The organism is Verrucomicrobiota bacterium (assembly GCA_016871675.1).
Taxonomy (GTDB): domain Bacteria; phylum Verrucomicrobiota; class Verrucomicrobiia; order Limisphaerales; family VHCN01; genus VHCN01.
Genome location: VHCN01000087.1, coordinates 1 through 10,699, shown reverse-complemented (window position 1 = coordinate 10,699; position 10,699 = coordinate 1). Strand labels below are relative to the sequence as shown.

At 63.7% G+C, this 10,699-nt stretch carries 13 protein-coding genes; 3 read left to right on the top strand and 10 right to left on the bottom strand.

Annotated features, from left to right (window positions below):
- The 3 genes from FJ386_13890 to FJ386_13880 all read left to right on the top strand — a co-directional run.
- On the top strand, positions 1-112 hold a 112-nt coding region (locus FJ386_13890; GenBank protein MBM3877784.1), incomplete at its 5' end, for a hypothetical protein.
- 482 nt (positions 113-594) lie between these two features.
- Positions 595-1,308, top strand: coding sequence for a class I SAM-dependent methyltransferase (locus FJ386_13885; GenBank protein ID MBM3877783.1), 714 nt, complete (start codon positions 595-597; stop codon positions 1,306-1,308).
- A gap of 1,031 nt (positions 1,309-2,339) precedes the next feature.
- Complete coding sequence (locus FJ386_13880) at positions 2,340-3,218, top strand: FkbM family methyltransferase (protein ID MBM3877782.1); 879 nt, start codon at positions 2,340-2,342, stop codon at positions 3,216-3,218.
- Positions 3,219-3,454: 236 nt separating this feature from the next.
- Here the strand turns inward: FJ386_13880 and fabF are convergent, their stop codons facing one another.
- The 10 genes from fabF to FJ386_13830 form a co-directional block, all read right to left on the bottom strand.
- Entirely contained in the window at positions 3,455-4,711 is a 1,257-nt protein-coding gene (fabF, locus tag FJ386_13875; GenBank protein ID MBM3877781.1) for a beta-ketoacyl-ACP synthase II, read from the bottom strand.
- Positions 4,712-4,772: 61 nt separating this feature from the next.
- Positions 4,773-5,021 (bottom strand): acyl carrier protein, encoded by a 249-nt coding sequence (acpP, locus tag FJ386_13870; protein MBM3877780.1) that lies wholly within the window; start codon positions 5,019-5,021, stop codon positions 4,773-4,775.
- A 125-nt stretch (positions 5,022-5,146) separates the two neighbouring features.
- A complete protein-coding gene (gene fabG, locus FJ386_13865) occupies positions 5,147-5,890 on the bottom strand; it encodes a 3-oxoacyl-[acyl-carrier-protein] reductase (GenBank protein MBM3877779.1) in 744 nt (247 codons plus the stop codon).
- A gap of 93 nt (positions 5,891-5,983) precedes the next feature.
- Positions 5,984-6,913 (bottom strand): ACP S-malonyltransferase, encoded by a 930-nt coding sequence (gene fabD / locus FJ386_13860; protein ID MBM3877778.1) that lies wholly within the window; start codon positions 6,911-6,913, stop codon positions 5,984-5,986.
- Positions 6,914-6,983: 70 nt separating this feature from the next.
- Positions 6,984-7,412 carry a 50S ribosomal protein L19 gene (locus FJ386_13855; protein ID MBM3877777.1) on the bottom strand — a complete coding sequence of 143 codons (429 nt, stop codon included), beginning with the start codon at positions 7,410-7,412 and terminating at the stop codon, positions 6,984-6,986.
- 66 nt (positions 7,413-7,478) lie between these two features.
- Positions 7,479-8,189: a tRNA (guanosine(37)-N1)-methyltransferase TrmD gene (trmD, locus tag FJ386_13850; protein MBM3877776.1), complete on the bottom strand. Its 711-nt coding sequence runs from the start codon at positions 8,187-8,189 to the stop codon at positions 7,479-7,481.
- A gap of 52 nt (positions 8,190-8,241) precedes the next feature.
- Positions 8,242-8,481: a KH domain-containing protein gene (locus tag FJ386_13845; GenBank protein ID MBM3877775.1), complete on the bottom strand. Its 240-nt coding sequence runs from the start codon at positions 8,479-8,481 to the stop codon at positions 8,242-8,244.
- A gap of 13 nt (positions 8,482-8,494) precedes the next feature.
- Positions 8,495-8,779 carry a 30S ribosomal protein S16 gene (gene rpsP / locus FJ386_13840; GenBank protein MBM3877774.1) on the bottom strand — a complete coding sequence of 95 codons (285 nt, stop codon included), beginning with the start codon at positions 8,777-8,779 and terminating at the stop codon, positions 8,495-8,497.
- A 254-nt stretch (positions 8,780-9,033) separates the two neighbouring features.
- Entirely contained in the window at positions 9,034-10,458 is a 1,425-nt protein-coding gene (locus FJ386_13835; GenBank protein MBM3877773.1) for a hypothetical protein, read from the bottom strand.
- A gap of 64 nt (positions 10,459-10,522) precedes the next feature.
- Positions 10,523-10,699, bottom strand: a 177-nt coding sequence (locus FJ386_13830) for a DUF1501 domain-containing protein (protein ID MBM3877772.1), incomplete at its 5' end; no start/stop codon positions are given.

The following is a 10,699-nucleotide window of genomic DNA, read 5'->3' as shown; positions in this document are numbered from 1 at the left end:
CGGCTTCACCATCGAAGAGATCTTCCACCTCACGAAGATCGACCGCTGGTTTCTGGTGCAGATCAAAGAGATTGTGGATTTTGAGGAGGAGTTAGCGACGGCGAAGAATTGATTAACTGTAAACGTCCTGGTGGTGCGTGCGCTCCAAGCTAAAGATCACGTCGAAGGAATGTTTCTTGAGTTCCGATGCAACTGCGTCAGCGAACCGGTTTGCGCGCATGGATCGGTCTGCGCTAGCCGAAACTGCATGCAACCCCACGCCCTCAAGCAACCCGCTCCACGACTCCGCGAACAGATGCGGTTCGTGTCCGCCTGCGACCAGTGCCTGTAGCAGCCGTTGCAAATAAAGCTCTGCGCCACCCGTGGCGGAGAACTGCCGGCGAATGAGCGCGAGTTTCATCGGTGAGCAGTGCGGGAACTTACCGCGCGGAACCACCGCACAGAGATAACCGTTGGCAAGGTTGCGGCATAGCTTTAAACTTCTTAGGAAAGTCTCAGTAGAAATTAAAAACGGCAAGACAACCTGAGCCGAGTTTAGTGTTCCAACCATTGCCCGTGCAAAAATACTTTTCTCCGTTCCGCGCACTGGCGCGAATGCAGAACAGTGTCTCCAAACGCGCGCTGTGGCGCACGCACCTCGCCGAGGCGCAGACCGAGCTGCAGCGGCTAAAGCGCGAGCTACCCACCGTCGAGATGATAATGGCCATACCGTTTCTCTTCCAAGGAAAGGGCTTTTACCGCTCATTGGAACTGAAGCAGAACATGACTGAGCTGCTCGGCCTTGTGAACGCGCTGCGACGCCAGCCGCTGCGACGCGTTTGTGAAATCGGCACCTTCAAAGGCGGCACGCTTTTCATCTGGTGCCAACTGGCCGCGCCGGACGCGCAAATCATCAGCGTGGATTTGCCGGGCGGGCAGTTCGGCGGCGGCTACAGCGAGAAGAGCCTGCCGTTTTTCCAGTCCTTCCGCCAGCCGGGCCAACGGCTCGACTGCATCCGCGGCAGCTCACACGACGCGAAAATTCGCGACGAGTTCCGCCGTGCGCTCGGGGGCGCGGAATTGGACTTCCTGTTCATTGACGGCGACCACTCGTATGCGGGCGTGAAGCAGGACTTTGAATTCTACTCGCAGTTCGTCCGGCGCGGCGGGCTGATCGGGTTCCATGATATTTACCATCGCGAGCGGCAGCCAGACATCGAGGTGCACAAGTTCTGGTCCGAGCTGAAGCCTGGGTTCCTCCACGAGGAATTTATCGAGGCCGGCACCGAGCGCCGTAAAATCGGCATCGGCCTGCTGCACAAGGATTGATGCATGGACGCCTTGCTCCGCAAGACGCGATTCTACGCCACGCTGTATACGACGCGGCTGGGCTGGGGAAGTAGGCGGTTCTCGGAAATATCCAAAGAGGCCATCCGGCACAATGATGCCGGGGCCGTCCCGCCGCCGGAGCGCGGCCTTCCGGCCGCTTCAAGGTCCACCTTGCCATCCGCACTGCCAAGGCTTGAAGGCCGCGCTCCGGGACCGCTCCGCATCCACTTCTGGGCCCCGCAGCGAACGCCGGGCGCCAACGTCATCCTCTACGACATGATGCCTGCGCTACGCGAAGAAGTGCGCGTCGCTGGACTCGACTGGCGCATCGAAGTCGGCGCCGAACTACCGCGTGAAGCGGTGGATTGGCTCGTGTGTTTCAAGGCCGTGCCTAGTGCAGCGCAAATCGTCGGCCAACCGTGCAAGGTTTTCCTCATCTGCGATCAGCCGGAATATTTCTGGAGCCAGCTTCACGAATTCGATGCCGTCGTCGCCACGGCTTCGCGCACACTGGCGGCGCTGCTGGTGCGTGGGCATGAGCGCGTCGCCTTCATCGGCGAATCCGAGCCGCCGGAATATCTGCAGTTTGGCGCGAAGAACCTTGCCATGCCACCCGCGCTGCGCGGCGACGTTCTGCTGTGGCATGGGGGGGCTTACAGCCTTGGCCCGTTGCACAATCTGCGCCCGGTGCTGGAACGGCTGGCGGAGACCCGCGCCATCCGATTGCACGTCATCAGCGGTCAGGGCCAGCCGGTGGAAGAGCGTTGGGGAAAACTCATCGTGAGCTATTTTCCGTGGTCGAAGGCGCAGTTGTTTGCGAGCGCGGCGCAGGCGCGGCTGGGTTTTGTGCCCGCCCGGGCGAGTTTGCGGAACAGCTGGCTCAAGCCGGGTTCGCGTGTGCGCTGCCTCTATTCGCTCGGCGTGCCTGCCATCGGCGATGCACGGGTGCCGGACGCGGCGGAGTTTCTGGGCGAGTTCGGCGGGGCGGTCGCGAACAGCGCCCATTCGTGGGCGCGTTTGTTGGCGGAACTGTGGGATTCACCGGAAAAACTCCAGACACTCGCCACCGCCGGGCACGCCGCCGTGACGCGCGGGCACTCGTCGCAACAGACCGCGCGGCAATGGGTGCGTTACTTTTCCCTGGCCAGCCCGTATACTGCCGCTGTATGAGTCTTGCTGGAGAACTTCGCAAACTGGCGAACCGCCTCGACGTGCCCGGCTTTGCCGAGGCGCGGCGGCAGCGCGTGCCGCTGGAGCTCTATCGTTTTTTTGATCGCGTAAAAAAACTGTCGGACATCCGCACCGTGCTGGATGTCGGGGCCAACACCGGCGAGTTCGCCCGCTGGGTGGCGCGGTGTTTTCCCACGGCGACGATTCACGCCTTTGAACCGTTGACGGTCTGCCAGTCGTCGTTGCAACAGATTGCCACAGCGCATTCACAAGTTCAGGTGCATCCGCTCGCGCTCGGCGATTCGACGGGAACGGTGGAGATGTTTCAGAACGACTACGCGCCGTCCAGCAGCCTGCTACCGATGGAGGAACGCCACAAGGAGCTCTGGCCGAAAACGGTGAACGCCCGAAAAATTTCCGTCCCGCTCGACACGCTGGACAACATGGCGGTGCGCCTCGCCCTTCACGGCCCGGCATTCCTCAAGCTCGACGTGCAGGGCTTTGAACTGCACGTGCTGCGCGGCGCGACTAACACTTTGCGGGCGACGGACGTGGTGATGAGCGAGGTGTTGTTCGAAAACCTTTACGCGGGCCAGGCGGATTTCCGCACGCTGGCGAATTTCCTAGCCGGGCACGGCTTCCGCTTTCTGGAATTCGCCGACGAGCGCCGCCTGCCGCCGCTGGGCAGGCTGGTGTATGCCGACGCGGTGTTTGTGAAAGAGGGGTTGAAGTTCTCGTGAGACCGCCGCTGGTTTCGGGCCGGCGGAAGGCCAAGCTCAGCCGGCAGGCGGCGGTGGCGGGGGTTTCAGCAGTCCTTTGGCCACGAGGTCGTTCAAGTCCTTGGGCAGATTGAAATACCGTTCCTCATAGCGGTCCACCGCCCAGAGAATGGAGGCGGTCGGCGAGGCCCAGTTCGGCGGCGGGGCGTTCCACGGTTTGCAGCGCGACGCCGGAAACGACGCGCCTGCGGCGGATGCTACCCCACGAACTTTTTCGCGCACACGGTCGCGTTGTGGCCGCCGAAGCCGAAGGAGTTGTTCAAGATCGCGTTGACCTGCATCTCGCGCGGCGTGTTCGGCACGTAGTCGAGGTCGCACTGCGGGTCGGGATGCTCGTAGTTGATGGTTGGCGGGACGATCCCGGTCTCGATGGCTTTCGCGCAGAGGATCATTTCGACGACGCCCGCCGCGCCGAGCATGTGGCCGGTCGCGCCCTTGGTGGAACTCACCGCGAGCTTGCGCGCGTGGTCGCCAAAAACGGACTTCACCGCCTGTGTCTCGCAGACGTCTCCCTGCGGCGTGGAGGTGCCGTGGGCGTTGATGTAGGAAATGTCGGCCGGGTTCAACCCGGCGCTTCGGAGGGCCATCTTCATGCAGCGCGCGGCGCCTTCGCCCTCGGGCGCGGGCGCGGTGATGTGGTTGGCGTCGGCGGTGTTTCCGTAGCCGACGATTTCGCAGTAGATTCTCGCGCCGCGTTTCTTCGCGTGTTCCAACTCCTCGAGCAGAACCACACCGCCACCTTCGCCCATCACGAAGCCGTCGCGCTGGGCGTCGAACGGGCGGGAGGCGCGCTTGGGTTCGGCGTTGCGCGTGCTGAGCGCGCGCATCGCCGCAAAGCCGCTCATGCCCAGCGGCACGATGGCCGCCTCGGCGCCGCCGGCGAAGATCGCCTGGGCGTCGCCCATCTTGATCGTGCGCCACGCTTCGCCGATGGCGTGCGTGCTCGTGGCGCATGCGGAGCACGTCGCCACGTTCGGGCCGCGGAGCTTCTGATACATCGAGAACATCCCCGACGCCATGTTCAGGATGAGCATGGGGATCATGAACGGCGAGACGCGGCCGGGGCCCTTGTTCAGCAGAATCTTGTGCTGCTCCTCGGTGGTGGAGAGTCCGCCGATCCCGGAGCCGATGAAGCAGCCGATTTCGTCGCGGTTGCACTGGTCGAGGTTGATGCCGGAGTCCTTGAGCGCCTGCCAGCCGGCGTAGATGCCGAACTGAGTGAAGCGGTCGGTGCGGCGGACTTCCTTCGGCGTCGGGAATGCGGGCGCGGGGTCGAAGTCGCGCACCTCGGCCGCGATCTGGCAGTCGTAGGCTGAAATGTCGAAGAGCGTGATGCGGTCAATGCCGCATTGCCCGGCGAGGATGTTCTTCCAGAACGTCCCGACGTCGTGACCCAGCGAAGAGACCACGCCCATGCCCGTGACCACGACCCTGCGTTCGGAGGAGTTCGCCATAAAGAAAGCGGGGCAGCTCGTGCTGGCCACAGCCGGGCTGCCCCGTGAAAGTGCGCGCGGCCTACTTGGCCTGCTTGTCCTCGATGTATTTGATGACGTCGCCCACGCTTTGGAGCTTCTCGGCGTCCTCGTCCGGCACCTCGATGCCAAACTCCTCCTCGAGCGCCATGACCAACTCGACCGTGTCGAGCGAGTCGGCGCCGAGGTCCTCAATGAATTTCGCGTCGGATGTAACCTGGTCCTCCTTCACGCTGAGGTTCTCGACGATGATCGCTTTGACGCGCTGCTCGATGGTTTTTTCTGCGGCCATAATTTTGGGTGGTTGTCTATGCGTTGCTCTTGGAAGCGTCAAGCCCCGAAAAACACCTTTTTTGAAACGCCGTCAACTGCCAAGTCGGCGGCGAAAATTGTCTCTGCAATCTCGGGGCAAGCCGCTCACATCACCATCCCGCCATCCACGGTGAGCACCTGTCCGGTGATGTAACGCGCGGCCGGCGACGCGAGGAACAACGCGGCGTTTGCGATGTCCTCCGGCTGCCCGAGCGCGCCGAGCGGAATCTGCCGGAGCAGTTCCGACTTCATGTCGTCCTTGATGACCGCGGTCATGTCGGTCTCGATAAAGCCGGGCGCGAGCGCGTTGACGGTGATGCCGCGCGAGGCGAGTTCCTTCGCGGCGGACTTGGTGAAGCCGATGAGCGCCGCCTTGCTTGCGGCGTAATTGCACTGGCCCGCGTTGCCGATGAGCCCGATGACCGACGCGACGTTGAGGATGCGGCCTGACCGCTGCTTGAGGAATGCGCGCGTGAAAGCCTTCGTGAACAGGAACGCGCCCTTCAGATTCGTGTCGAGCACGGTGTCCCAATCCGCGTCGCTCATGCGCATGAGCAGCCCGTCGCGCGTGACGCCAGCGTTGTTCACGAGAATGTCCACACGGCCGCAGTCCTTGAGAATCGCCTCGGCCGCGGCTGCGACGGCGGCGGAATCCGAGACATCCACCGCATGCGCCCAGGCGCGCCGGTTGAGCGCGCGGACTTCCGCGGCGACCTTCGCGGAGTTCTCCGGTGTGCGCGAGACGCAGACGACATCGGCACCCTGCGAGGCGAACTTGAGCGCGATGGCGCGCCCGATGCCGCGTCCGGCGCCGGTGACGACTGCGATTTGGGATGCCAACTGGGCCATGGCGGGGTGGAGTTGAGCGCGGATGGCAGCGGGTTGTCAACTCATCGCGGCTCCGCCCGGGTCGAGGCGTGCCACTTCGGGGCGTGCGGACACTCACGCCAAGATCGCCTTGGCCGTGGCGTCGAGGCTTGCGGCGTTCTCGACGTTCAAGACTTGCGCCGACTTGTCGATGCGCTTCATGAATCCGGCGAGCGTCGTGCCGGGACCCAGTTCGATGAAGCGCGTGAATCCCTGCGCCAGCAGGAAGCGCATGGACTCCTCCCAACGGACGCTCGCGGTGACTTGCTCGACAAGGAGGCGCTGGATTTCGCCCGTCGTCGAGTGCGGTCGCGCGGTGACATTGGAGATGACGGGGACGCGCGGAGTGGCGAGTGAGATGTCGCCGAGCGCGGCGGCGAGCTTCGGCTGTGCGACTGCCATGAGTCGCGAATGGTAGGCGCCGGCGACGGGCAAGGGCAGCGCACGACGGGCACCGCGGGCCTTCGCGAGTTCACACGCCTTCGCGATGCCGGCAACGTCCCCGGAGATCACGAGTTGTCCGGGACAGTTCAGGTTCGCAAGCTCCACGCCGGCCCCGGCGCACACCTCGCGGGTGGGCGCTTCGTCGAGCCCGATGATGGCCGCCATGCCTCCGCGCGTGGCTTCGCACGCCTGTTGCATGAACTGTCCGCGCTGTCGAACGACGCGGAGACCCTCCTCGAACCGCATCACTCCGGCCGCTGCAAGCGCCGTGAATTCGCCGAGCGAAAGTCCCGCCGTGGCGCCAAACTCAAGTCCGGGAACCCGCTCGCGCAGCAACTCAAACGCGACCCAACTGGTGAGAAAAATCCCGGGTTGCGCGTGCCCGGTCTTGGTGAGTTCGGCGTCAGGTCCGTCGAAGCAGACTGCGGCGAGATCGTAGCCGAGGGCGGCGTTGGCCTGGTCGAACAGCGTGCGCGCGGCCGGGAATTGCGCGGCGAATTCGCGCCCCATTCCGACGGCTTGCGCTCCCTGGCCGGCGAAAAGCAGCGCGGTCTTGATCATGGATGGGATCGGGCGGGATGAAACTCCGACGATGGAGTCGGCGATCAACCGGCAGGCTCGAAGCCCGCGCTCAAGCCGTGGCCGGCGCGGCTTCGGTCGCTGCGCCCGCCGCGGGCTCGGACTTCGCGGGAGCCGCAGTCGCAGGAACCGGGCCGCCTTCCTTCACCGCGACCGCGCCCTTGCCGACGCGCTTGCGAAGGTAGGTGAGCTTGGCGCGGCGGACTTTGCCCTTGCGCTCGATCTCGATCTTGTCGATGCGCGGCGAGTGGAGCGGGAAGACGCGCTCGACGCCTTCGCCGTAGCTGATGCGGCGGACGATGAAGGTGCGATTGATGCCGTGGCCGCGGATGCCGAGGACGATGCCGGCGAAAATCTGGACGCGCTCCTTATCACCTTCGACGACCTTGGTGTGGACGCGGACGGTGTCGCCCGGGCCGAAATCGGGGTGGTCCTTGCGGATGTAAGGGGCTTCGATGCGGTCTTGGAGTGCGTTGTTCATGATGTGATTGGAGTCGGGGTCGGTCGCCGGCGCGGCCACGGAGCGGGATCGCCTCGGCGTGTCGGTTCAACTCGGTTGTTCGCGGTTCATGCTGTTCTGTTCGCTTCCACTCAAATCGGGTCTGCTGGCCTGCGTTCGCGCGCGTGACTGCTCGGCGCGCCATTTTTCGATCTCTGCGTGGTGCCCGCTCAGGAGCACTTCGGGCACGGTCATGCCCCGGAATTCCGCCGGCCGCGTGTAGTGCGGATGTTCGAGTCCGGGCTTCCCCGGGCTGAACGACTCGCTCTGCGCGCTCGCGTCGTCGCCCAGCACGCCGGGCAGGAGCCGCGTCACGGCGTCCACGATCACCATCGCGGGCAACGCCCCGTTCGTGAGGACGTAGTCGCCGATCGAAAGCTCGTCATCGGCAAGCGCGTCGTGAATGCGCTGGTCGAAGCCCTCGTAACTGCCGCATACGAGCAGCAGGTGCTTCTGCGCCGCGAGTTCCATCGCGACCGCCTGGTTGAACACCCGGCCGGTCGGACACAACAGGATGACCCGCGTGTCCGGGCCGGACAAATGTTCAACGGCTTCAAAGATCGGCTCCGGCTTGAGCAACATGCCCGGCCCGCCACCGAACGGCTTGTCGTCCACGGTCCGGTGCCGGTCGTGCGCGTAATCGCGCAGGTTGTGGACGGCCAGTTCGAGCCTGCCCTCCGTCCGCGCGCGCTTGATGATGCTTTCATCGAGCGGCCCGGCAAACATGCCGGGGAAAAGGGTGAGCACGTCGATCTTCATGCCGCACCTCGCGAGGCGCCGGGTCACGCCTTGGCCGGCCGCCCGCCAGAATCTACTGGCGCTCCTCGATGATCTCGAGGTGGCACCGCTTGCCCTGCTTCGATGCGCCCACGGCCATCAACGCCCGGATCGCCTGAATCGTCGCACCCTGTCGGCCGATGAGCTTGCCCATGTCCGTCGGGTGCACTCGCAACTCGTAAATCGTCTGACCACCGCGCTCGACCGGGGCGACTCGCACCGCATCGGGCCGGTCGACCAGTCCCTTGACCACAAACTCCAAGTAGGCCTGCATGGGCCGAATCCTCTCAGGCCGCCGCCGGAGCCGAAGGTGAAGCCGGTGAATCCGCTCGCGCGCGACGCGCCTTGCGGATGAAACTCGCCACCGTGTCGCTCGGTTGCGCGCCGACGCCCACCCAATAGTCGACGCGATCGAGCTTGAGCGTGAAGTTGTTTCCCTTCATCAAAGGCTGGTAGGTGCCGATTTGCTCGATGAACCGGCCGTCGCGGGGGCTGCGATCATCGGCAACGACCACCCGGTAGGCAGGCTGGTTCTTCGTCCCGACGCGCTTGAGTCGAATTCGCACTGGCATAATGTCATCGGCGTCATCGCCGCCGGCCACCCAGCCGCAAGGCGCACTGCCGTTCCCAAAAGGAGCGCGAGCCTAGCCATGCACCCCGGGCATGGCAAGCACCGTTTTGGCGCATGGTTCTCGTGCACATCAGGCAGGCGGAAGTCACGACCGGCGTGGTGGAACGTCGGCCACTCGTGGTCAATACCCAGCAAGTGCAGGAGATTTTCGGGTCGGGGTCGGCCACGCCCTCGTGCTCCGCAGCCGCGCGGTGATCAGTCGAGTTTCAGGGCGAACATCCAAAACTTTTCATCCGCAGCGTCCGTTGAATTCGAGTTGCTCAAACGAATATCCGGTGACTTGGACTCCACGCGGCGGAACCAAACTCTGTGTTCCCCGTTGTCCCGCTGCCGCTCGGCAAAGACGTAGGCGACGTCGGCGGGCACGGTGAAGTCTCCCTTGCTGCCGGTGCGCACGCTGGTGGTCGCCTGTTTGCCCAGCATCGCATAAAACTTGTTGCGGTGCTGCCGCCGGAGCCCGTTGGCGATTGCTTCGGTGGCATTCTCGATGATTTGTTCGCGCTCTTCACGCAGCTTGGCCACCGCGCGTTCCACCCGCTCGCGCCCCTCCTTCACCGCCTTCTCCACCAGGGCGGCACCCTCGGTGCCCCCGGTTTTGAAAAGGGTGATCCGCTCTCGAATCTCATTCATTTTCGCTGTTTGCTGCTCATGGGTTGAGACGAGCGCAGCTCCCTGCTTCCGGTCGATGCCGTGGCGATTCTGCCAAGGGATCAACCCTTCGTCTTTCGCTCTGAATTCGGCCACACTCGCTCGGGTATGCTCCCCGGCGGCGGCGACGAGCGTCTCCCACTGCCGATGAGCGTCCCGGACCACCGCCTCGGTCAGCGTGCCTTCAAGCTCCTGGGGGATATTCTCAAAAAAATACCAATCAGAGTAGTCACCTACGGAGTGGACTTTTTTCACCAAGAATTGCTTGCGCGAGGGGCGAGTTTTTTCAAACCGGCTGCTTGTGGCGAACAGCTCCTCCCCCGACTTGACCTTGAGGGTGGGCACTTTCAATTGGGCTTCGAGGATGTGCTTATTGATTTGTTCCACAGTCTCAGTGGTCAGTTTCTGTTGGGCGGCGAGGGCTTCTTCCCGCTTGCCCTTCAGCGTTTTCAAACGCTCGTCGAAAGGAGCGGTGATCTGCTGGTATTCCTTGAGGGCGGTGGCGGTCTTGGCCTGCGCTGCCACGAGGGCGGCGATCTCTGATTCCAGCCTGCTGGCCAGGTTGGCCACGAGGTTCGTCGCCGTTTGCCTGAGGCTGTTCGTCTTCGCGAACTCCTTGGCGATGCTCTCGTCGACCCCGTTGAGCTTGGTCTGCAGCTCAGGATCCTTGGCGACGTTTTCCTTGAGCATCGCCTGGTAAGCGCTGTTCCAATCCTGCTGCCACTGGGCGAAGTGCTCTTTGAGGTCGGGCTTGAAGCACATGATCTCCATGTCCGCCATGTAGGCGACAGCGTCCGACTTGAGCACAAGGAATGCCTCCCCCTTGCGATGTGTCGTGCCCACGGCCGCCTTGATTTCCTTGAGCAGGCGGACGGATTCCTGAGCCGCCTTGTCCTCCGGCTTCTGGCATCCCCCGAGCGGGAGGGCAATGCAGATGGGAAACGCGAGCAGGTAAAAACGGCCGGATTTCATGCCGGACCGTATCACGACACTCGGGCAAGACAAGAGGCAACTGGCGTGGCAGGATGCCCGACGTTCAGGCCAATACTTCCCGCGCCACGTTGCCGTGCACATCGGTCAGGCGGTAGTCGCGGCCGGCGTGGCGGAAGGTCAGCTTCTCGTGGTCCACGCCCAGCAGATGCAACAGCGTCGCGTGCAGGTCGTGGATGTGCATGCGATTCTCCACCGCCTTGAAGCCAAAGTTGTCCGTCTC

Excerpts from the sequence above, each read along its gene's own strand:
- FJ386_13885 (MBM3877783.1), top strand. The coding sequence starts at position 595 with ATGCAGAACAGTGTCTCCAAACGCGCGCTGTGGCGCACGCACCTCGCC.
- fabF (MBM3877781.1), bottom strand. The coding sequence starts at position 4,711 with ATGGCGAACTCCTCCGAACGCAGGGTCGTGGTCACGGGCATGGGCGTG.
- acpP (MBM3877780.1), bottom strand. The coding sequence starts at position 5,021 with ATGGCCGCAGAAAAAACCATCGAGCAGCGCGTCAAAGCGATCATCGTC.
- fabG (MBM3877779.1), bottom strand. The coding sequence starts at position 5,890 with ATGGCCCAGTTGGCATCCCAAATCGCAGTCGTCACCGGCGCCGGACGC.
- fabD (MBM3877778.1), bottom strand. The coding sequence starts at position 6,913 with ATGATCAAGACCGCGCTGCTTTTCGCCGGCCAGGGAGCGCAAGCCGTC.
- FJ386_13855 (MBM3877777.1), bottom strand. The coding sequence starts at position 7,412 with ATGAACAACGCACTCCAAGACCGCATCGAAGCCCCTTACATCCGCAAG.
- trmD (MBM3877776.1), bottom strand. The coding sequence starts at position 8,189 with ATGAAGATCGACGTGCTCACCCTTTTCCCCGGCATGTTTGCCGGGCCG.
- FJ386_13845 (MBM3877775.1), bottom strand. The coding sequence starts at position 8,481 with ATGCAGGCCTACTTGGAGTTTGTGGTCAAGGGACTGGTCGACCGGCCC.
- rpsP (MBM3877774.1), bottom strand. The coding sequence starts at position 8,779 with ATGCCAGTGCGAATTCGACTCAAGCGCGTCGGGACGAAGAACCAGCCT.
- FJ386_13835 (MBM3877773.1), bottom strand. The coding sequence starts at position 10,458 with ATGAAATCCGGCCGTTTTTACCTGCTCGCGTTTCCCATCTGCATTGCC.